Source organism: Paenarthrobacter sp. PPS72, from assembly GCF_048537125.1.
GTDB classification, from domain to species: Bacteria; Actinomycetota; Actinomycetes; order Actinomycetales; family Micrococcaceae; genus Arthrobacter; species Arthrobacter nitroguajacolicus_E.
Map to the genome: position 1 here is coordinate 1 of NZ_JBLYIE010000061.1, position 22,239 is coordinate 22,239.

Here is a 22,239-nt window from a genome sequence, read left to right on the forward strand (position 1 = left end):
CAGCGTCAGATGTGTATAAGAGACAGCACAAGGAAAACAACCCCACAAATGCTTCAAAGCACGCAGAACCCGCCTAAATCATTCCAAGTGAACCCCGTCACAAGACCATCCACGTCACCGACCCACCGCCCCCGCGCCCACCGTCACTACCGCCGTCGAACGTTCCACGTGAGAGGGACCCGCCCAAACCCGAGGGATATGAGAGAGCGACCCGCCCAAACCCGAGGGATATGAGAGAGCGTCGGAAGGAACAGGCACGCTTAAACGCAGAAAGGGCCGGCAACCATAACGGTTGCCGGCCCTTTCGAAACTGCGTCGGAAAGAAGACCTAAGCAGAGACCTCGATGGTGGCCAGGTTTTTCTTACCCCGGCGGAGGAGCAAGTACCGGCCGTGAAGGAGTTCGTCGCGGGCAATGACTGCGTCGGGATCAGAGACCTTGGTGTTGTTCACGTATGCTCCGCCCTCCCCCACCGTGCGACGGGCTGCTGATTTGCTGTCGGACAGACCGGACGCGACCAGGAGGTCGATGATGCCCAGGCCGTCGGCCCCGATGGTTGCGGAGGGAAGTTCCGCAGTTGCTGCTTCCAACGTCCTCTCGTCCAGGACGGTGAGGTCGCCGTTGCCGAAAAGTGCAGCCGAAGCGGCAATGACTTTCTCGGTTGCGTCGACGCCGTGTACCAAAGAGGTCACTTCGAAGGCGAGCTTCTTCTGTCCTTCCCGGGCAAAGGGACGCTCCTCCACAGCCTGACCAAGTGCCTCGATCTCGGCGCGCGATAGGAAGGTGAACACCTTGAGCCGATCAACCACATCAGCATCGGCGGTGTTTAGCCAGAACTGGTAGAACGTGTACGGGCTGCACATATCCGGGTCCAGCCAAATGGCGTTGCCTTCGCTCTTGCCGAACTTGGTGCCATCCGAGTTGGTGATGAGCGGCGTACCCAGGGCGTGGACGCTCTTGCCCTCTACCTTGCGGATGAGTTCAGTACCACTGGTGAGGTTGCCCCACTGGTCCGAGCCGCCGGTCTGCAGGGCGCAGCCGTAATCGCGGAAAAGCTGGAGGTAATCCATGCCTTGCAGGATCTGGTAGCTGAACTCCGTGTAGCTGATGCCTTCGTCAGAGTTCAAGCGTGACGCCACGGCATCCTTACGCAGCATGGTGCCCACGCGGAAGTGCTTGCCGATCTCGCGGAGGAAATCGATGGCGCTAAGCGGCGCCGTCCAATCCAGGTTGTTGACCATGCGGGCAGGGTTCTCTCCCTCGAAGCTGAGGAAGCGGCGTACCTGGCCCTGAAGGTAGCCAACCCACTCGGCGACCGTGTCCTTGGTGTTCAAGGTACGTTCCGCCGTAGGACGCGGGTCACCGATCAGCCCGGTGGAACCGCCCACCAAACCGAGCGGTTTGTGGCCGGCCAGCTGCAGGCGACGCATCACCAGCAACTGCACCAGGTTGCCCAGGTGCAGCGATGGCGCGGTGGGATCGAAGCCACAGTAATACGTGATCGGGTCCCCGGCGAGCAGCTTTTCCAGTTCAGTTTCATCAGTGGAAACGTGGACAAGGCCGCGCCATTTGAGCTCCTGCCATACGTTGGCAAAGGCGGGATCGTTGTGCTGGGACTCGAGGTTGTTTACGTGTGACACGAGATCTAAGTTAGCAGGATTGCAGGGTCCGTTTTTCCTAGCGCTCAATGCCGGCGGGTACAGGTGCGGCCGCGATGAGCCGCAGACGTTGCGTGGCACGGGTCATGGCAACGTAGAGGTCGCCCACCTTGCCGTGCTCGTGGTTCAACATGGCAGCCGGTTCCAGGACAACAACGCCGTCGAATTCCAGGCCCTTGGCTTCCTTCGGACTGATAACCACAATGTCTTGCTGATAGCTGCCTGCGCCGCTGCCGATGCGGCGTCCGTAGACCTCCCGCAGTGCGGCAGTGGCCTGCGGCAGCAACGGTCCGTCGGCGATGACAGCCAGCAGGCCGCCGTCGATCGCTTCCACTTCCTCCGGCAGGACCTCAACCAAGCGCTTGACGATGCCATCCGCTTCCACATGGTCCACGATGGGTGACCATTTGCCTTCGCGGACGGCTTTGGGAGCCGAGACAACCAGGCCTGCGCGATTGGCCATGCGGACGGCCGCTTCTGCAATCTGCGACGGCGTCCGGTAGTTGACCGTGAGTTCTTCCAGCGTCCACCGATCACCGAACGACGGCGCCAGCGCGCTCTGCCACGAATTGGCGCCGGCCGCTGCACTGGTTTGGGCGATGTCCCCGACTATGGTGAAAGACTTCAGCGGGCAACGCCGCACCAAGAGCCGCCACTGCATGGGCGAAAGTTCCTGGGCCTCGTCAACCACGATGTGTCCGAAGGCCCACGACCGGTCGCTCGTGGCGCGTTCGGCGGCGGTCAGGCGTCCTTCCCGTTCCTGGTTCTGCTCAGCCAGTTCCTCTGCTGTCACCAGGACGTCCACGCCCATGGCTTCCATATTGGCGAGGGTCTGCTTGGCGTTGGCGAGATCACGGGCACGGTCGGCTTCCTGCTGTGCCAATCCCCTGCCGGCTGCTGGATCGAGCTCACCCAGCAATTCCGCTGCCTCATCCAGCAACGGAACGTCTGCTTCCGTCCAAGGTGCATCGACGGGACGCTGCAGCAGGGCGCGCTGTTCCGGCGTTAAGTGCGGCGTGCAGGCTTCAAGGATGGCCGGCTTGCTGAAGAGCTCGGAAATGAGCTTCTCGGGTGTCATCGGCATCCAGCAAAGGTTAAGCGCGATGCGTACGTCGCGGGCGGAACGGACGTCCTCGGCCAGATACGCGCGATCCGCGTTGTTTCCGATGTTGCCTTCCTCCACGAGGTCGGTCAGCTGTTCCGTGAGCTCGCGAAGAAGGATCTTGACGAACGTGAGCCGTGCTTCGTTATGTGGCTTTCCGGTAGCACGGGCTTTTTCCCGGGCCCGGCGCACCTGGCGGACCGTCAGCGTCAGCTTCCGGGAATCAACTTCGAGGACGCGGTCCTCGGCGGGCGTTCGCTGCCGGTTAGCGACGGCATTGGCCACAACAGTTGCCATGTCCAGCTTGCCTTTGAGCGCGGCTACATCCGAATCTTCTTCGGGAATGGCGTGAATCCCGGGCATGAGGCGTCCGAGGCTGGCCATGACCACGCCGGTCTCACCGAGCGAAGGCAGCACGCGTTCGATGTAGTGCATGAAAGACGACGACGGCCCAACGAGCAGGACGCCGGCGCTCTTAAGCCGTTCGCGGTGCGTGTACAACAAGTAGGCGGCACGGTGCAGGGCGACTGCCGTTTTGCCTGTTCCGGGCCCTCCCTGGACCACCAACGCGCCGGAAATGGAGGAACGAATGATCCGGTCCTGTTCGGACTGGATGGTGCCCACGATGTCCGACATACGGCCGGTGCGCTTGGAATTAAGCGCTGCCAGCAGCGCTCCTTCGCCCTGGAGGGAATCGTTGTCAGCGAGCATCCCGGCGTCCAGGACGTCATCTTCAATCGCCTTCACGTCGCGTCCCTGAAGGATCAAGTGGCGACGACGGCGGACGCCTTGGCGGTCGAACGCAGTGGCTTGGTAGAAGTGGCCAGCCTCAGGGGCACGCCAGTCCACCATAAGACGCTGCAGATCGGCAGTGGAAAGACCGATGCGGCCAATGTACTGTGCCTCGCCGGAGTCGAGGTCAAGACGGCCGAAGACCAAGCGGTCGTCGACGGCGTCGAGCTGGGCCAGGCGGTCTTCGTACAGGGCCGCGAAGGCGTCCCGCTCCGAGACGTTCTGCATGGTTCCCACCGCGCCGGCCTTGCGCACCTGCGCCAGCTGGGCGCGCTTTTCAGCGCGCAGCTCATCGAGCCTGGCGTACAGCCCGGCAACATATTCCTGCTCGTGGACCAAATCAGCGTCGTGCATCGAACCGTAACCCCTATCGCAAAAGACAGACCGTCCATTCTACAGCGATTTTGGTAAACGTGGGGGTACGCGTCATATGGCGGACTGCGTCACCGCAAGTTCATGTTCCGCGGAGCCGCGAGCGCCGTACGTCACCCTGGAATGTTGCGGGTGCGGGGTCGTGCTGCCTTGTATCTCGACACGGTGGGGTCGTCCTCAATCCAAAACCGCCAGGGATACCCGGTGCTTCCGCCCGGACCCGCTACGCCCACCCGCGGTCCGCTGGCTACGGCAACTGCCGGAGTCTCCGGCAACCACAGGCTGAACGGTGCGGCGAGCGCGTCACGCCCGGTGTCCGCCGTCGTGAGTCCCAGTGCCGAAGCAAGCCTGGCAGGTCCGCTGGCCAGGTCCTTATGTGCCTTGGATGCAGGCCTGCGAAGGGCAGCGAGCCCCTCCCCCTCTACTATCTCGCCTGCACGCAGGAGCAGGGCAGACGCTTCGCCGTCCGGACCGCAGACAACGTTGGCGCAGTAGTGCATGCCGTAGGTGAAGTACACGTACAGGAACCCGGGCGGGCCGAACATTGGCGCATTCCGCGGGGTAGGACCACCGAAAGTGTGGGAGCCGGGATCGGGGTGCTCTGAATCGCGCGGGCCCATATAGGCCTCCACCTCGGTGAGCCTAACGGACACCGGCCCGGCTTCCGAGTGGTGGGTGAGTACCGCGCCCAGGATCAGCGGAGCGATGACACGGGGGTCGCCAGCCAGGAACTTGCGTACTTCTGCCGGGTTGCTGACTCCGTTGTCCATCGAGGAATTCATGACCAGACCCTAGCAAGAAACCAACAAACGGCCATGTCCGATTTCCGCTAGCCCGGGCCGCGGACGGCTGGCAGGATGAAGCTATGGACTTCTGGCAGCGATACCGGGCGATTGACGCCCGTGACACCCGGTTTGACGGACAATTCTTCACCGCCGTCAGCTCCACCGGCATCTACTGCCGGCCGTCGTGCCCTGCCCGGACGCCCAAGGCCGAGAACGTCACCTTCTACGAAACCTCCGCAGCGGCCCACGAAGCCGGGTACCGCGCCTGCAAGCGGTGCCTGCCGGAAGCTGTCCCAGGAACGCCCGCATGGAACATCCGCTCCGATATCGCCGGCCGTGCGATGAGGCTGATTAATGACGGCGTGATCACCCGCGAGGGCGTCGACGGCCTCGCCCATCGCCTGGGGTACTCCGCTCGGCAGCTCAACCGCATCCTCAGCAACGAGCTCGGCGCCGGTCCCCTGTCACTGGCGCGCGCAAGCAGGGCACAAACCGCCCGGACCTTGTTGGTCTCCACCGATATGCTCCTGGCCGACGTCGCCTTCGCGTCCGGGTTCAACAGGGTGCGGCAATTCAACGACACCATCGGCGAAGTGTTCGCCATGACCCCGACGGCGGTGCGTGCCACCGCACCGAAGTCCGGTAGTCGCCGCGGTACAGGAGCCGCGGCGCCGGCAGCGCTGACACTCAACCTGCCCTACAGGGAACCCTTCGATCCGGGCATCTTCGACTTCCTGGCAGTTCGCGCAGTGCCAGGAATCGAACTGGCAAGTACTTCGGACAACGGAACAAGGACGTACGCGCGCACGCTCCGTCTCCCCCGAGGCCACGCTTCTTTTTCTGTGGCATACGACCCTTCAGCTTCCGGAAAGCCGTTGGAACTCACAGCCACGGCCGTGGACCTCCACGACCTCCCGGCACTGTTGAGCCGGGTCCGGAGGCTGTTCGACCTGGACGCGGATCCTCAGGCAATCGATGACGCCCTCGCAACGGATCCGAGGCTGACGGCAAGGATCGCCGCAGTCCCCGGGATGCGCGTGCCGGGGGCCGTGGATCCCCACGAATTGCTCATCCGAGCCATGATCGGACAGCAGATCACCGTCGCTGCTGCCCGAACGGGACTCACTCAGTTATCCGCAGCCGGCTCCCGGATGAATGGCGCCATCTCCGGATTGGAAAGACTTTTTCCGACGGCGACTGAACTCGCCGAACACGGCCATGCCCTTCTCCGGGGACCACAACGCCGCATCGATTCCATTGTGGCTGCGGCCGAAGCCATGGCCAGCGGGGCGCTCGATTTCGGCTACGGCGACGACCCCGCCGGCCTCGAAAGCAAGTTGCTTCCGTTGCCGGGCGTGGGGCCTTGGACGGTGGGGTATGTAGCCATGCGGGTGCTCGGCGCTCCGGATGTGTTCCTTGCAAATGACGCGGCAGTAAGGAACGGCAGGAAGGCCCTGCCCGCGGGGACTGGACTGAGCGCTGACTTCAGGGAGGTCAGCCCGTGGCGTTCGTACGCCACCATGCACATATGGCGGGCAGCGGCGCTGAAGTGAGAGAGCGTCACCCGGAAGCCCGCGGGATGTGAGAGAGCGTGCGGGTTCTAATGGGCTGCGGCTTGGGCGGCCGGCCAGGGCAGCAACTCCGGCAGGTCTACTCCGTCAGCGGCCGCAGTGGCCCTGAGGCTTCCAAGGGTGGCCTCGCGGCCCGCAAGCCACGCGGCAATGTCCGTCAGCATGCCGGTGATGGCTATGGAGGTTCCGCCGCTTCCGAGGCTCAGTTGCGGCAGGCCGGTAGGCTGCAGGACAAATTTGTAGGTGTGCGGGACTCGTGCCTCAAGGAAGCCGATGAGGTGCTCGCAGAACATCCGGCTCCAGGTCTCCGGCCCGAATCCCAGACGCAGGTCCGAGGCGTGGATGGTGAGTTCACGCCACAGCGCCAAGCCGCCGTCGAACACTGTTCCGTCCCGATACGCGATGCGTGCTTGCCAATCGTCGGGCCCCAGGGCGTCGAACGCCGGGATCGCTGCGCCCAGGGAGGTGGTGACGGACGCCGTGTGCCGGGCGAGGCTGTGCCCGGCGGCAAGTTCGATTGCCTTGTTACGGCCGTCCATGCCGCCGTCGTACAGTTCGATCGTTTCGCCGCGGCGCGCATACTCAAGTTGCCGGGCCATGGCGTTGGAAATACCTGCAAGGTGCGCGAGGACGTGGCCCCGGGTCCAGCCGGGAAGCTCCGACGGTTCAGAGACGGACGATTCGTCCATCTTGGACAGGAGGCGGGTGACGGTGCCCGCGGCTTTGTGAAGCTCTGCCGGCAGCGCGTCAGGAGTGATCTGAGTCATAGCGCCATGCTAACGCACCCTTAAACGCCTGTGGGACGGCACGTGACGTGCCGTCCCACAGGAGTGTTTTGCGTTTAGCCGGCGTAGGAACGCGCTGCGTCCAGTTCCGCTTCGAGTGCCTTCAGCTGGCGTTCGACGGCGGCCGGCGCCGTTCCGCCCTGGGAGTTGCGGCTGTTGAGCGAGCCCTCGGTGCTCAACACGCTGCGAACCTCGGGGGTCAGGTGTTCCGAAATTTCGGAGTATTCCTCGTCCGTCAGATCCCACAGTTCCACGCCGCGGCCTTCGGCCTGCTTGACTGCGGCGCCGGACAGCTCGTGGGCCTCGCGGAAGGGAACACCCTGACGGACAAGCCATTCGGCAATGTCAGTGGCCAACGCGAAGCCCTGAGGGGCCAGCGACTCCATGCGCTCCGTGTTGAACTTCAGCGTAGCGATCATGCCGGACACGGCCGGAAGCAAGAGCTCCAGGGTGTCGGCGGCGTCGAACACCGGTTCCTTGTCCTCCTGCAGATCGCGGTTGTAAGCGAGCGGCAGGCCCTTGAGCGTCGCAAGCAGTCCGGTCAGGTTGCCGATGAGGCGCCCTGCCTTACCGCGCGCGAGCTCGGCGACGTCCGGGTTCTTCTTCTGCGGCATGATCGAGGACCCTGTGGAGTACGAGTCATGCAGGGTGACGAAGGAGAATTCCTTGGTTGCCCAGAAGATGACTTCCTCGGAGATCCTGGACAGGTCCACGCCAATCATGGAACATACCCAGGCGAACTCGGCGAAGACATCGCGCGAGGCGGTGCCATCGATCGAGTTGTGGACCGCAGAGAAGAAACCGAGATCCGCGGCGACAGCCTCGGGGTCCAGTCCCAGGGAGGAGCCGGCCAAGGCACCTGAGCCGTACGGCGAAACACCGGCCCGCTTGTCCCAGTCCTGGAGACGCTGCACATCGCGCAGCAGCGCCCAGGCGTGAGCCAGGAGGTGGTGGCTCAGCAACACCGGCTGGGCATGCTGCAAGTGCGTCCTACCCGGCATGGCAACGCCCTGATGAGCCTTTGCCTGCTCAACGAGTGCATCAATGGTGGCCAGTACGCCGCCAGCGATGATCCGGGCGTGGTCACGGAGGAACATGCGCCCGAGAGTGGCCACTTGATCGTTGCGCGAACGGCCCGCGCGGAGCTTGCCGCCCAATTGCGTTCCCGCACGCTCGATCAGGCCACGCTCCAGCGAACCGTGAACATCCTCGTCGCTCTCGGCCGGAAGGTAGGCGCCACTGGCGACGTCCTGGTCCAGCTGCGTGAGGGCGGCGAGCATGCCTTCCAATTCGGCATCGTCCAACAACCCGGCCTTGGCGAGCACGCGCGCGTGCGCCATGGAACCGGCGATGTCATACCGGGCAAGCCGCCAATCAAAGTGGGTGGACTTGCTCAGTGCGGCCAGCGCATCCGCGGGGCCGCCGGCGAACCGGCCGCCCCACAATGCACCTTCGTTTGTTGGGCTTGTCATTCGCCGGCAACCCGCAGGTCGCGGCCCGAGGCAACCTTGGAGGACATGCCCCACAGCTCGATGAAGCCACGTGCCATGGACTGGTCGAAGGTGTCGCCGGTGTCGTAGGTTGCGAGGTCGAAGTCGTACAGCGATGTCTCGGAGCGACGACCGTTGACGATCGCCTGGCCGCCGTGGAGGACCATGCGGATGTCACCGGAAACGTACTGCTGGGTGTCCTCGATGAACGCGTCCAGGGAGCGCTTAAGCGGGGAGAACCACTGTCCGTCGTAGACCAATTCTGCCCAGCGCTGGCCGACGGTGGCCTTGAAGCGTGCCTGCTCGCGCTCGATGGTGATGTCCTCGAGGTGCTTGTGCGCGGTGATCAGCGCCATGGCACCCGGGGCTTCGTAGATTTCGCGGGACTTGATGCCAACGAGGCGGTCCTCGACGACGTCGATGCGTCCGACGCCCTGCGCGCCTGCACGGCGGTTCAGTTCCTGGATGGCCTGCAGCGGGGTGACCTTGACGCCGTCGATCGCTACCGGCACACCGGCCTGGAAGGAAATGGTGACCTCATCCGGTGCCGGCGGGAACTCCGGGGTGGCGGTGTAGTCGTAGATGTCCTTGGTGGGAGCGTTCCAGATGTCCTCGAGGTAACCGGTTTCGACGGCGCGTCCCCAGACGTTCTGGTCGATCGAGTACGGGTTCTTCTTGGTGGTCTCGATCGGCAGTCCCTTTTCCTCGGCGAAGGCGATTGCCTTGTCACGGGTCAGGGCGAGGTCACGGACAGGTGCGATGCACTTCAGGTCCGGGCCGAGGGTCTGGATGCCGACTTCAAAACGGACCTGGTCGTTGCCCTTGCCGGTGCAGCCGTGGGCAACCGTGGTAGCACCGAATTCACGCGCAGCCTTCACGAGGTGCTTCACGATGACCGGACGGGAGATAGCCGAAACCAGCGGGTAGTGGCCTTGGTAGAGGGCATTGGCCTTCAGGGTGGGCATGGCGTATTCGTTGGCGAACTCGTCACGGGCATCTGCCACGTAAGCCTCGACGGCGCCACAACCCAGGGCGCGCTGGCGGATGGTCTCCAGGGACTCGCCGCCCTGTCCGACGTCGACGGCCACAGCGATGACCTCGGCGCCGGTGGCTTCACCGATCCAGCCGATGGCTACGGACGTATCAAGGCCACCGGAGTAGGCCAGAACAATGCGCTCAGTCACGAGAGTGCTCCTTTGTTGTTGCTTGGTTCATTCGAATCAATGCTGTGTGAATCAATGCTGAAAAAGATCAATCAGTTGCCAGGGCCGGCTTCTTCGGCCATGCGCAGGAAACGCGCTGCCAGTTCAGCCCCGCCGTCGGGATCCCGTGCGACCAGCAGCAAAGTGTCGTCGCCTGCGATCGTACCCAATACGGATGGCATCACAGAGTGGTCGACGGCCAGGGCCAGGAAGTTCGCCGCTCCGGGCGGAGTGCGGAGGACCACGATGTTTCCGGAGGCCTCCGCCGTTACCAGGAGTTCGCCGCATAGCCGCGCAAGCCGCGCATCCAGGATTTCCTGGGTTACGCCGCTCTTGGCGTTGCGGTCGCCGCCCTCCCCCGGAACGGCGTAAACCAGCGCGCCCTCCTTGCCACGGACCCTTACCGCGCCCAGCTCCACGAGGTCGCGGGACAGCGTGGCTTGGGTGACCTGGACGCCGTCGTCCGCCAGCAGGGCTGCAAGCTCTGCCTGGGAACGCACGGACTCGCCGGTCAGGATCGCGGTGATACGCGCCTGGCGGGCAGTCTTGGTGGCCGGGCTTGCGCCCGGCACGGACGGGTTGGTGGACACTAGAACGTGCTCTCCACAGAGCTTTCCAGGGCAGGGGTTCCCTCGACAGGCGAAAGGCCCTCGACAAAAGCAAGCCCGGAGCGGTGCATCAGCCACGCCATGAGTGCCTTCTGGGCGTGCAGGCGGTTCTCTGCTTCGTCCCAGACGATCGACTGCGGGCCGTCGATGACGCCGGCGGAAATTTCGTAGCCGCGGTAGGCGGGAAGGCAATGAAGCACGACGGCGTCCGGCGCGGCCTGCGCCATGGCGGCCTCATCCACGGAGTAGTCTCGGAAAAGCTGCAGCCGGGCTTCCTTCTCGGCTTCCTGGCCCATGGAAACCCAGGTGTCCGTGGCCACGACATCGGCGCCCTTGAGGGCCTCCGCGGCATCGCTGGTAATCAGCACAGACCCACCAGTCTCAGCCGCGCGTTCTTCCGCAGCAGCCACGATCTCCGGTGCCGGCAGGTAGCCTTCGGGGCCTGAGATGCGGACGTGCATTCCAGCGGTAACGCCTGCCAGGAGGTAGGAGTTGGCCATGTTGTTCGCGGCGTCGCCCAGGTAAGCCATGCTCAATCCTGCGAGCTCGCCCTTGTGCTCCTTGACGGCCAGAAGGTCCGCAAGAAGTTGGCAGGGGTGGTAGTCGTCGCACAGGGCATTGATGACGGGGACCTTGGAGTTCTCCGCCATGGCCACCAGGCCTGAGTGGGCGCCTGTCCGCCACACGATGGTGGACACCATGCGCTCAAGGACCTTCGCCGTGTCCTCCACGGATTCCTTATGGCCGATCTGCGCTTCACCCGGGTTGATGATCAGTGCGTTGCCGCCCATGTCCGCAATGCCCGTGGCGAAAGAAACACGCGTGCGGGTGGAAGTCTTGTCAAAAATCACGGCCACAGTCTTACGGCCGTCGCCTTCTGCGGCGAAGGGCTGCACACTGTACGGCGCGGCCTTCATCCGGACGGCGAGTTCCAGGACCTCGGCCTGCTCGGCGGGACTCAGGTCCGTGTCTTTGAGGAAGTGACGGGTGGTGGTGGAAGAAGTCACTGTGCGTCCTTAGCGGTGTTGGCTGTAGCCGTGGCGATCAGGGTGGGTAGGGCGTCCAGGAAACGGTCCGCTTGAACCGTGGTCAGGATCAGCGGTGGCGCGAGGCGGATGGTCCGCGGGCCCGGGCTGTTAACGATGAAGCCTGCATCCAAACCAGCGGACACCATGGCGGGTGCGATGTCAGCGTTCACATCGAAGCCGATCAGCAGGCCCTCACCGCGGACCTCAGTGACGGCCTCAATGGCAGCCAGGCCTTCGCGAAGGTGGGCGCCTACAGTCAGCACGTTCTGCAGGACACCTTGGCTTTCGATCGCGTGCAGCGTGGCCAGCGCAGCGGCCGTGGCCACCGGGTTCCCGCCGAACGTGGTGCCGTGTTGCCCGGCGGTGAGCAGGGCCGACGTCGTACTTCCGAACGTGACCAAGGCACCCACCGGGAAACCACCGCCAAGTCCCTTGGCGAGCGTGACGGCGTCGGGAACAATGCCTGCATCTTCGCTGGCGAGCCACTTACCGGTGCGGCCGATGCCGGTCTGGACCTCGTCCAGGATCAGCAGCGCGCCGACAGCGGATGTGGCCTCGCGGGCCGCCCGCAGGTATTCGGCGCTCAAAGGACGGACGCCCGCTTCGCCCTGGATGGGCTCAAGGAAGACTGCCGCAGTGGAACCGTCGACGGCGGCACGCAGGGCTTCGATATCACCGAACGGGATGTGGACCACGCCACCGGGCAGTGGCTCGAACGGCGCGCGGTAGGCCTCTTTGGCAGTGAGCGCCAACGCGCCCATGGTGCGGCCGTGGAAGGCACCCTCCAGCGCAATGATCTTGGTGCGTGTCCCAGCGGAGTTGTTCCGGCGGGCGAGCTTGAACGCTGCCTCGTTGGCCTCGGTTCCGGAATTGGTAAAGAAGACCTTGGACCCCGCCGGAGCATTACTGAGGGCCAGCAGCTTTTCAGCCAAGGCAATCTGCGTGGGGCTGGTGAAGAAGTTCGAGACATGGCCGAGTGTGGCCAGCTGGCTGGAAATCACTGACGTGACGAAGGGGTGGGCGTGGCCCAGGGCGTTTACGGCGATACCGCCCAAGAGGTCCAGGTATTCCTTGCCATCGGCGTCCCATACGAGGCAACCCGCACCGCGGACCAGAACCCGCTGAGGGGTGCCAAAGACACCCATGAGTGAGGACGAGTAACGGGCAAGCCAGTCGGCACCTGAGCTCTGGGAAACGAGCCTGGTTGCGGCAGCCTCCGCAGCGATGGGGGCCCCGCCCGCTTCGCGGTGCCCGACCACACCCGGCCCCCCATCGCTGCTGCGGCTTTCGGCGGAATGGCTCAGTTCGGTACTCATGCGTTCACTTCCTCGTCGGGGACAACTTGGGTGCCGATGCCCGCCGTCGTGAAGGTTTCCAGCAGCATGGAGTGAGCCAGGCGGCCGTCCACGATGTGTGCGCGTTCCACGCCCTCGTCGATGGCCTTGAGGCAGGCCGCCATTTTCGGAATCATGCCGGACTCGAGTTTGGGCAGCATTGCGCGGAGCTCTGTTGCCGTCAGCGATGAGATCAGCGATGACTTGTCCGGCCAGTTGGCGTACAGGCCCTCGACGTCGGTCAGGATGACGAGCTTGGTGGCGCCCAGGGCCGATGCGACGGCGGCAGCCGCGGTGTCAGCATTAACGTTGAGGACTTGACCCGTGGTGGGACCCGAGCCGGTGCCGGCGTCGAGAATTTCCGGGGCCACCGTTGAGATCACCGGGATGCGGCCGGCGTCAAGAATGTCTGTGATGCCGTCCGGATCGACGCCCACCACTTCGCCCACCAGGCCGAGGTCCACCTCTTCGCCATCAACTACCGTGCCGGTGCGTACGGCGCGCAGCAGGCCGCCATCTTCGCCTGACATGCCAACGGCGTAGGGTCCGTGGGAATTGATGAGCCCCACGAGCTCGCGGCCTACCTGGCCTGTGAGGACCATGCGGACCACGTCCATGGCTTCCGGGGTGGTCACGCGCAGGCCACCCTTGAACTCGGACTCGATGCCGAGGCGGCCGAGCATGGAGTTGATCTGGGGGCCGCCGCCATGGACCACTACGGGATGGATGCCTACATGGTGGAGGAACACGATGTCCTCCGCGAAGGCACGGCGAAGGTCATCGTTGACCATGGCGTTTCCGCCGTACTTAATCACCATGGTGGTGCCGGCAAAACGCTGGATCCACGGCAGGGCCTCGATCAAAGTGCCGGCTTTGTCCTGAGCATCACTCATGGACGTCGTCTCGCGGGTCTGCGCAGTCATAGTCATCCGCTCAGCTCGAGTATGCGCTGTTCTCATGCACGTAGTCGTGCGTGAGGTCGTTTGTCCAAATGGTGGCCTCTGAGTCGCCGGCCTGCAGGTCAATTTCGACCAGCACTTCACGCGGCTCCAGGTCCACCAGGTTGCGGTCATCGCCGATTGCGCCGTTGCGGCAGATCTGCACACCGTTCATGGCGACGTTGAGCTGGTCGGCCTCGAAGACGGCGTCGGTTGTCCCCACAGCCGAGAGCACGCGACCCCAGTTGGGGTCCTTGCCGAAGATGGCAGCTTTGAACAGGTTGGAACGGGCAACACTACGGCTGACGATTTCGGCATCGCGTTCGCTGGCGGCGTTGAACGTCCGGATTGCGATGTCGTGGCTGGCGCCCTCGGCATCGCCGATGAGCTTGCGTGCCAGGTCGGCACACACGTGGGTGACGGCTTCGCTCAACTGCTTTGCAGAGGGCAAAGCCTCGGACGCCCCGGACGCCAGCAGCACCACGGTGTCGTTGGTGGACATGCAACCGTCCGAGTCCGCACGGTCAAACGTGACGCGCGTGGCGTCGCGGAGGACGACGTCGAGTTCATTTGCAGGAACTTCGGCGTCGGTGGTCAGAACCACCAGCATCGTTGCCAGGCCCGGCGCCAACATGCCGGCGCCCTTGGCGATGCCTCCCACGGTGAACTGCTTTCCCTGGGCATCGGTGCCGGTGAAGACGGCTTCCTTGGACACACTGTCCGTGGTCATGATTGCCGTGGCGGCAGCGGAGCCGCCATCCTCGGACAACTCGCGGAAAGCAGCCTCGACACCAGGCAGAATCTTGTCCATGGGCAATTGCTCGCCGATCAGGCCGGTTGAGCAGACCACGACGTCCGAAGCTGAGACTCCCAGTACCCCTGCCACCTTTTCTGCGGTGGCGTGGGTGTTCTGGAAGCCCTGCGGACCGGTGCAGGCGTTGGCTCCACCGGAGTTCAGGACCACGGCGTCCACACGCCCGTCGCTGACCACCTGGCGAGACCAGTGAACCGGAGCAGCAGCCACACGGTTGGAGGTAAAGACGGCTGCGGCAGTCTTTGACGGACCGTCGTTGACCACAAGGGCCAGGTCCGGGTTGCCCGATGCCTTGATGCCGGCTTTGATGCCTGCGGCGCGGAATCCCTTGGGTGCGGTAATGGTCACGGTGCAACTCCCTGCAGGTTCAGGCCGGCGGTTTCATCCAGGCCGAGGGCAATGTTCATGGACTGCACGGCTCCGCCGGCGGTCCCCTTGGTGAGGTTGTCGATAGCGCACGTCACGATCACGCGGCCCGTGTGGGCGTCGAAGGCCAGCTGCATCACGGCATGGTTGGAGCCTTGGACCGACTTGGTGGTGGGCCACTGGCCTTCGGGGAGAAGGTGTACGAACGGTTCGTCGTCGTAAGCATCCGCCCATGCCTGGCGGAGTTCTGCCTCAGTGACACTGCGCCCTGCCTGTGGCCGCACCTTTGCTGTGGCCGTCGTGAGAATTCCCCGGCTCATTGGAACCAGCGTGGGCGTGAACGATACCGTCACTGGCTCCCCGGCCGCATTGGACAGCCCTTGTTCAATCTCCGGCGTGTGCCGGTGTCCACCGCCCACGCCGTAGGGGCTCATGGAACCCATGACTTCAGCGCCAATCAGGTTGACCTTGGCGGCCTTGCCGGCGCCTGAGGTGCCCGAGGCGGAGACAATAACGACGTCGTCCGTCAGGAGGAGATTGCTGGCGAACCCCGGCGTCAGGGCGAGCAAAGCCGACGTCGGGTAGCACCCGGGAACGGCGATGCGGGTGGCACCTTTGAGGGCCTCGCGTTGACCAGGAAGTTCCGGGAGGCCATAAGGCCAGGTGCCCGCATGGGCGGAGCCATAGAACTTTTCCCACGCTGCGGCGTCCTGCAGACGGTGGTCAGCACCGGCGTCGATCACTACAGTGCCTTCCGGCAACTGCGCAGCGATCTCGGCCGAAGCGCCGTGCGGCAGCGCCAGGAACACCACGTCATGGCCGGAAAGGTTCTCCACGGTGGTGTCTTCCAGAATCCGACTGGCCAAACCGTGGAGATGCGGCTGCAACTCCCCTAGTCTGGAACCGGCGTTGCTGTGAGCGGTGATGGCACCGATGGTGACGTTCGGATGGCCTGCCAGCAAGCGCAGCACTTCTCCGCCGGCGTAGCCGCTGGCACCGGAGACGGCAACAGAAATAGTCATGACTCCACTGTACAGCAAGAATATTCATGCTGTCCGATATTTATGCATGCCGTTGTGAGCAGTCTCATTATTTTGGAGATTAGCCGTATGCTTAGTGGAGGGTGATCCAGACCGTGCAGTCCGAACGTCGGCTGCAGCGTTGCCCGTTAGCGATACGGGGCACATAAATGTCACCCACGTCCACCGCTGAGCGCCCCAAAGCTCGCGCAATTCAACCAAATCCCGTGGTCCAGAGCTACTCAGAGCTCCTCAAGACCGTCAAGGCAGCCGGACTCCTCGAACGTCGTACCGGCTTCTATATCTGGGTCTTCGTGGCCTTGGTACTCCTCATGGCAGGCACTTGGCTCGGCTTCGCCCTCATTGGCGATTCCTGGTACCAGCTTCTGATCGCAGCGGCCGTGGGCATCCTGTGCACGCAGCTCAGCTTCCTTGCCCACGAGGCAGGCCACAAGCAGATCTTCGCTTCCCGACGCGCCAATGATTGGTCCGCCCGCCTCCTTGCCACCGGCGTGGCCGGCATCAGCTACTCCTGGTGGGAACAGAAGCACGGAGCGCACCACAACCACCCCAACGTCATTTCCAAGGACCCGGATATCCGGAACAACGCCTTGGTCTTCCATGAAGATGCTGCCGCCGAACGTAAGGGCCGCTTGGCGTTCCTTACCAAGAAGCAGGGTTGGTTCTTCTTCCCGCTCCTGACGCTCCTCGGTTTGAGCCTGCAGTTTGACTCCCTTCGCTTCGTTTTCGGAAAGCAGAAAGTACGTCACCGCTGGGTAGAGACACCCATCCTCGTAGCGAGGCTTGCCGCCCTCCCGGTTCTGGCGTTCACGTTCCTGCCCATCGGTATGGCATTCGCTTTCCTTGGCGTGCAGATCATGGTTTACGGCTTCTACATGGGCGCCTCGTTCGCCCCGAACCACAAAGGCATGCCGGTCCTCCCCAAGGACAGTCGGGTGGACTTCCTCAACCGCCAGATCCTCACCTCGCGGAATATCTCCGGTGGCATCTTCATGGACTTCCTCCTGGGCGGACTGAACCGTCAGGTGGAGCACCACTTGTTCCCGGACATGGCTCGGCCCCACTTGTATAAAGCCACAAAAATCGTGCGAGAGTTCTGCGCCAAGCATTCCATTTCCTATACCGAAACCACGCTCATTCAGTCCTACGGCATCGTGGTCAGGTATCTGAACGAAGTAGGCCTGGCAGCAGGCCGCGGCTTCGACTGCCCCGTCGTCTCGACGCACGGACGCTTCTAGGCGTTCACCACCGGAGGCCCCAACCTCCCTAGGATGGATTCTGAAACCGGGCACCGGAAGGACCGCCCCGGAGTAAGGAGCCACCATGACGCACGCTATCGTTGCACAGCAGTCCGGAGGACCTGAGGTCCTCGAGTACGCATCTGTGGAAATACCGAAGCCTGGCCCCGGCCAGCTGTTGATCAAGGTCGCAGCTGCCGGGGTCAACTTCATTGAGACCTACCAACGCAGCGGCACATACAAAGTGGAATACCCTTTCACGCCGGGCGCCGAAGCTGCCGGCACCGTGGAGGCGGTGGGAGAAGGTGTCGAGGAATTCTCCGTCGGTCAACGCATTGCCACGGCCGAGGGACTCCGGACGTACGCAGAGTACGCCCTCGTGGAGGCGGGCAAGGCGCTGCCGGTTCCTGACGGCGTCAACGACCACACCGCGGCGGCCTTGCCGCTGCAGGGAATCACCGCTCACTACTTGATGAATTCATCCTTCCGGGTGGAGCCAGGGCACACGGTGCTCCTGCATGCAGGAGCGGGTGGCGTCGGCCTCCTGCTGACCCAGCTGCTGAAGGCCCGCGGGGCACGCGTCATCACCACTGTCTCCTCCGATGAGAAGGCCGATCTCTCCACGCTGGCCGGAGCCGATGAAGTCCTGCGCTACGAAGGTTTCGCTGACCGGGTCCGGGAGCTGACCGATGGCGAAGGCGTCAACGTGGTGTACGACGGAGTGGGCAAGGACACGTTCGATGACTCCTTGAAGAGCCTGCGCATTCGCGGGGCCATGGTGCTCTTCGGGGCAGCCTCCGGCCCGGTGCCGCCCTTCGATCCGCAGCGTTTGAACGCCGGAGGCTCGCTGACACTGACAAGGCCCACCATGGCGCACTTTGTTCAGAACGCCCAGGAACGCCGTTGGCGCTCAGCTGAGATTTTCGACGCCGCCGCCAACGGCACCCTTGCTGTGAGGGTAGGCGCGACGTACCCGCTAGCAGAAGCCGCCCAGGCTCACAGGGACCTGGAAGGCCGGCGCACAACCGGAAAAGTGCTGCTGGTTCCCTGACCCTTGGTTGAACGCAAGATGTGCAAAAAGCGAACAGCCGGGCAACATCGCCTGACGCGCAGGAAACGCCGGACACCTTTTGTTCATCTTTCTGCGGAAAGCTGACCTCGTGAGCACAGAACATCCCGCTGGGGCCGGTACTACGCCTGCCCTGATGACGTACCGTCCCCAGCTACCGGGAGGCCCCGCGGCCCCCGCCGAGCGTACTCTCGTCGACATCCTGGAAGAGACTGCTTCATCGTTCCCCGAGGCGTCAGCCTTGGACGATGGGCACAAGTCGTTGAGCTACACGGAGCTGCTCAAAGCCGTCCGCGCATTTGCCGCGGAACTGAATAGTGCGGGGCTTGGCCGAGGGGACAAAATCGGCGTCCGGATCCCGTCCGGCACCAATGAGCTGTACATCGCCATCCTGGGAATTCTCATGGCCGGCGCCGCCTACGTTCCCGTGGATGCGGATGACCCCGATGAGCGGGCTCGATTAGTATTCGACGAAGCCAAGGTAGGGGCAGTTATCGCTGCCGGCCTCAACGTACGGTTCTCCGGTCCGGCTCGGGAAGCTGTCTCCACAGCTGCCAGGCCCGGATTGGACGATGACTCCTGGATCATTTTCACCTCCGGATCCACCGGTACTCCCAAGGGCGTTGCGGTCAAGCATCGTTCATCGGCAGCATTCGTTGACGCCGAAGCCCGGATCTTCCTCCAGGCTGAGCCCATCGGCCCGCAGGATCGCGTGCTTGCGGGCCTCTCCGTAGCTTTCGATGCTTCGTGCGAGGAGATGTGGCTGGCCTGGCGCCACGGCGCTTGCCTGGTGCCTGCACCACGCGCATTGGTCAGGACCGGCATGGATTTGGGCCCATGGCTCATCAACCATGGAATCACTGTTGTCTCCACCGTGCCCACCCTTGCGGCGCTATGGCCGGCCGAGGCACTGGAGAATGTTCGGCTCCTCATCTTCGGCGGTGAAGCCTGCCCGCCCGAACTGGCCGAGCGGCTGGCAGTCGACGGGCGTGAAGTCTGGAACACCTACGGGCCCACGGAGGCGACCGTCGTTGCGTGCGCCGCTCCCCTGGGCGCTCCCGGCCCTGTCCGCATCGGCCTGCCGCTGGACGGGTGGGACCTCGCGGTCGTCGATTCGCAGGGCGTTCCAGTGGCCGAAGGTGAGATCGGTGAGTTGATCATCGGCGGGGTGGGACTCGCGCGCTATCTGGATCCAGTCAAGGACGCCGAGAAGTACGCGGCCATGACCACCCTTGGATGGGATCGTGCGTACCGTTCAGGTGACCTGGTGCGTTTTGAGGCAGAGGGCCTGATCTTCATGGGCAGGGCCGATGAACAGGTCAAACTCGGCGGACGCCGGATTGAACTGGGGGAAGTAGATGCAGCGCTTCAGGCCCTGCCTGGTGTCGCAGGCGCGGCCGCTGCAGTACAGACGACGGCGGCCGGTAACCAGATCCTTGTTGGATACCTCGCGCCCGTTGACGGTTACGAGCTGAGCATGGACGAGGCCCGCCGTCTTCTGGGCGAGAGCCTCCCGGCGGCTTTGATCCCTTTGCTTACCGTGGTGGATTCACTTCCCACCAAGACCAGCGGCAAAGTGGATCGCCACGCACTCCCCTGGCCGCTGGCTGGTGCAGGCGCAACCGAGGCGGGCAACGCCCCGCTGAATCTTCCAGATGACGCCCGCTGGGTGGTGGAGCAGTGGGAGTCAGTACTGGGCAGTCCCGTCAGTTCGCTCGACGCGGATTTCTTCGCCTATGGCGGTGGGTCCTTGGCGGCGGCCCAACTGGTTTCAGCCCTCCGCGTCCGCTACCCCACCATTACGGTCGCCGATATCTATGCCACGCCGCGCATCGGCGCGCTGATCGACGCCGCCCGGCAGTCACTCCCCGACGGCGGTTCGCCGGGGCCCGCCGCTGAACGCACCGTCCGTCCTACCGCGTTGAAGTCCCAAATTTTCCAGGTACTCATGGGAGTGCCGTTGCACATCCTGGTGGGCATGCGTTGGCTGACCTACCTTATGGCTGCAAACAAGCTACTGGCAGACTTCGCCGGATTTGCTGCAGCCCCCGTGGTGTCCTGGTGGTGGATCGCGGCATCTTGGCTCATCTTTGTCAGCCCCTTGGGCCGGATGGCGATCTCCGTAGTTGCAGCCAAGGTGCTGCTTGGCAAGATTCAACCTGGCACCTACCCGCGATCCGGTAAGACTCACCTGCGGTTATGGCTCGCAGAACAGATTCAGGACCTTTCCGGTGCCATAGGACTCGCCAGTGCCCCGTTCGTTCCTTACTACGCCCGTGCCTTGGGCGCGAAGATCGGCAAGGACGTCCACCTGCACTCTTTGCCCCCGGTGACCGGCCTGCTGTCCTTGGGCAGCGGAGCCAACATCGAACCCGAAGTAGATCTTTCCGGCTGGTGGGTGGACGGTGACTCCGTCCATATCGGGCAAATCCATGTGGGAGCAGGCGCAGTCGTCGGCGCTCGAAGTACCTTGATGCCCGGAGCTACCATCGGGGCAGGTGCTCACGTTGATGCGGGTTCTGCGGTACTGGGCAAAGTCAAAGCCGGGCACCTCGTGGCCGGCTCTCCCGCGGAGCGCCGCGGTAAGGCCAAGCACGAATGGCCGGAAACCGTCAGCCGGCGGCCCGTGGTTGACCGGCTCTGGTTCTCCGCCTTCGCCAGCGCTTCGGCTCTGCTGTCCCTCATCCCCTATATCTCTGCATTCGCCGGCGCGCTGGTGGTCCTGGCTTTCATCCAAGGCCACGAGTCTCTGCAAACAGCACTTCCGCAGATCGCCCTGGCCCTCCCACTTGCCGCCCTGGTGTGGTTCTTCGGCAACCTGGTTCTCATCCTCATTGTTGCCAGGCTTCTGGGCTTGGGCCTGAAAGAGGGCTACTACCGGGTGCGCAGCCGCATCGGTTGGCAGGTCTGGGCCACCGAACGCCTCCTGGACATGGCCCGGGACCTCCTCTTCCCCGTCTACGCGAGCCTCTTCACGCCGCTCTGGTTGCGACTCCTCGGGGCCAAGGTGGGCAAGAACGTGGAAGCCTCAACGGTGCTGCTTGTTCCGAAGATGACCACCATCGGCGACGGCGCCTTCCTGGCGGACGACACCATGGTTGCCTCCTACGAGCTTGGCGGGGGCTGGATGAAAATCGCGCCCGCCAAGATCGGCAAGCGCTCCTTCCTGGGCAACTCCGGCATGACGGCCGCAGGACGGAACGTGCCCAAGAACTCCCTGGTCGCGGTGCTGTCAGCCACGCCCGCCAAAGCAAAGTCCGGCACCTCATGGCTGGGCAGTCCCCCCGTCAGGTTGCGCCGCACCGCCGTCGACGCTGACCAAACACGAACCTTCCGCCCGGCCCTCAAACTGAAGATCGCGAGGGCCTTGTGGGAATTGTGCCGACTAATTCCCGTGATCCTCACAGTGGCTATCGCTGCTGCTGTAATGCTGGTGTTGGACGGGATCGCCCGAGGGTGGGGCTACTGGGTAGCTGCGCTTCTGGGAGGCGTGGTGATGTTGGCAGCGGGTGCTGTGGCCGCGCTCAGTTCCATCGTGGCCAAATGGGTCCTCGTAGGGACCATCCGCTCCGGCGAGCACCCGCTATGGAGCTCGTTCATTTGGCGCAATGAGGTGGTGGACACGTTTATCGAAATGGTCAGTGCCCCATGGTTTGCCCGGTCTGCTGCCGGAACTCCCGCCTTGGTGTGGTGGTTGCGCGGACTCGGCGCCAAGATTGGACGCGGGACGTGGTGCGAAAGTTACTGGCTCCCCGAAGCTGACCTCGTGACCTTGGGCGAGAACTCCACAGTCAATCGTGGCTGCGTGGTCCAAACGCACCTCTTCCACGACCGGGTGATGAGCCTTGACACCGTGACGCTTGGCAACGGTGCCACGATGGGCCCGCACGGCGTCATTCTCCCCGCAGCGAGCATCGGCGACGGCGGTACTGTTGGGCCGGCGTCGTTGGTCATGCGCGGCGAAACTGTCCCGGCCGGGACGTATTGGATGGGCAACCCCGTGAGCCCGTGGGTGGGTCCGTCAGCACAAGCACCGCGCCTCAAGTAG

16 protein-coding genes are annotated in these 22,239 nt (G+C 63.8%); 4 read left to right on the forward strand and 12 right to left on the reverse strand.

Features of this window, described 5'->3' with window-relative positions; genetic code table 11:
- Positions 1-328: 328 nt before the first annotated feature.
- The 3 genes from tyrS to ACLRGI_RS20545 all read right to left on the reverse strand — a co-directional run bounded on the left by tyrS (position 329) and on the right by ACLRGI_RS20545 (position 4,693).
- Complete coding sequence (gene tyrS / locus ACLRGI_RS20535) at positions 329-1,639, reverse strand: tyrosine--tRNA ligase (protein WP_419203313.1); 1,311 nt, start codon at positions 1,637-1,639, stop codon at positions 329-331.
- Between the two features lie 37 nt (positions 1,640-1,676).
- A complete protein-coding gene (locus tag ACLRGI_RS20540; RefSeq protein WP_419203314.1) occupies positions 1,677-3,905 on the reverse strand; it encodes an ATP-binding domain-containing protein in 2,229 nt (742 codons plus the stop codon).
- 131 nt (positions 3,906-4,036) lie between these two features.
- The gene (locus ACLRGI_RS20545) at positions 4,037-4,693 is read right to left on the reverse strand and encodes a DNA-3-methyladenine glycosylase (RefSeq protein ID WP_419203413.1); all 657 of its coding nucleotides are present in this window, start codon (positions 4,691-4,693) and stop codon (positions 4,037-4,039) included.
- A gap of 95 nt (positions 4,694-4,788) precedes the next feature.
- Here ACLRGI_RS20545 and ACLRGI_RS20550 point away from each other — a divergent pair, with 95 nt between their 5' ends.
- Positions 4,789-6,261 carry an AlkA N-terminal domain-containing protein gene (locus ACLRGI_RS20550; RefSeq protein WP_419203315.1) on the forward strand — a complete coding sequence of 491 codons (1,473 nt, stop codon included), beginning with the start codon at positions 4,789-4,791 and terminating at the stop codon, positions 6,259-6,261.
- A 47-nt stretch (positions 6,262-6,308) separates the two neighbouring features.
- On the opposite strand, the gene ACLRGI_RS20555 is transcribed toward ACLRGI_RS20550, so the two are convergent.
- The 9 genes from ACLRGI_RS20555 to argC all read right to left on the reverse strand — a co-directional run bounded on the left by ACLRGI_RS20555 (position 6,309) and on the right by argC (position 15,866).
- Positions 6,309-7,046, reverse strand: coding sequence for a maleylpyruvate isomerase family mycothiol-dependent enzyme (locus tag ACLRGI_RS20555; protein ID WP_419203316.1), 738 nt, complete (start codon positions 7,044-7,046; stop codon positions 6,309-6,311).
- A gap of 74 nt (positions 7,047-7,120) precedes the next feature.
- Positions 7,121-8,536: an argininosuccinate lyase gene (argH, locus tag ACLRGI_RS20560; protein WP_419203317.1), complete on the reverse strand. Its 1,416-nt coding sequence runs from the start codon at positions 8,534-8,536 to the stop codon at positions 7,121-7,123.
- Complete coding sequence (locus tag ACLRGI_RS20565; protein ID WP_091466547.1) at positions 8,533-9,738, reverse strand: argininosuccinate synthase; 1,206 nt, start codon at positions 9,736-9,738, stop codon at positions 8,533-8,535. The genes argH and ACLRGI_RS20565 overlap by 4 nt, the downstream gene beginning before the upstream one ends.
- Before the next feature lie 71 nt (positions 9,739-9,809).
- Positions 9,810-10,346 carry an arginine repressor gene (locus ACLRGI_RS20570; protein WP_419203318.1) on the reverse strand — a complete coding sequence of 179 codons (537 nt, stop codon included), beginning with the start codon at positions 10,344-10,346 and terminating at the stop codon, positions 9,810-9,812.
- On the reverse strand, positions 10,346-11,371 hold the full coding sequence (argF, locus tag ACLRGI_RS20575; RefSeq protein ID WP_419203319.1) for an ornithine carbamoyltransferase: 1,026 nt from the start codon (positions 11,369-11,371) through the stop codon (positions 10,346-10,348). The genes ACLRGI_RS20570 and argF overlap by 1 nt, the downstream gene beginning before the upstream one ends.
- Complete coding sequence (locus tag ACLRGI_RS20580) at positions 11,368-12,708, reverse strand: acetylornithine transaminase (RefSeq protein ID WP_419203320.1); 1,341 nt, start codon at positions 12,706-12,708, stop codon at positions 11,368-11,370. Before ACLRGI_RS20580 ends, argF begins: the two co-directional genes overlap by 4 nt.
- Positions 12,705-13,649 (reverse strand): acetylglutamate kinase, encoded by a 945-nt coding sequence (argB, locus tag ACLRGI_RS20585; RefSeq protein ID WP_419203321.1) that lies wholly within the window; start codon positions 13,647-13,649, stop codon positions 12,705-12,707. Before argB ends, ACLRGI_RS20580 begins: the two co-directional genes overlap by 4 nt.
- Before the next feature lie 10 nt (positions 13,650-13,659).
- On the reverse strand, positions 13,660-14,826 hold the full coding sequence (gene argJ / locus ACLRGI_RS20590) for a bifunctional glutamate N-acetyltransferase/amino-acid acetyltransferase ArgJ (protein ID WP_419203322.1): 1,167 nt from the start codon (positions 14,824-14,826) through the stop codon (positions 13,660-13,662).
- Positions 14,823-15,866: an N-acetyl-gamma-glutamyl-phosphate reductase gene (gene argC / locus ACLRGI_RS20595; RefSeq protein WP_419203323.1), complete on the reverse strand. Its 1,044-nt coding sequence runs from the start codon at positions 15,864-15,866 to the stop codon at positions 14,823-14,825. Before argC ends, argJ begins: the two co-directional genes overlap by 4 nt.
- 167 nt (positions 15,867-16,033) lie before the next feature.
- Between argC and ACLRGI_RS20600 the strand changes: the two genes are divergently transcribed.
- The 3 genes from ACLRGI_RS20600 to ACLRGI_RS20610 all read left to right on the forward strand — a co-directional run bounded on the left by ACLRGI_RS20600 (position 16,034) and on the right by ACLRGI_RS20610 (position 22,239).
- A complete protein-coding gene (locus tag ACLRGI_RS20600) occupies positions 16,034-17,122 on the forward strand; it encodes a fatty acid desaturase family protein (protein ID WP_419203324.1) in 1,089 nt (362 codons plus the stop codon).
- A gap of 85 nt (positions 17,123-17,207) precedes the next feature.
- Complete coding sequence (locus tag ACLRGI_RS20605; protein WP_419203325.1) at positions 17,208-18,173, forward strand: quinone oxidoreductase family protein; 966 nt, start codon at positions 17,208-17,210, stop codon at positions 18,171-18,173.
- A gap of 154 nt (positions 18,174-18,327) precedes the next feature.
- On the forward strand, positions 18,328-22,239 hold the full coding sequence (locus tag ACLRGI_RS20610) for a Pls/PosA family non-ribosomal peptide synthetase (protein ID WP_419203414.1): 3,912 nt from the start codon (positions 18,328-18,330) through the stop codon (positions 22,237-22,239).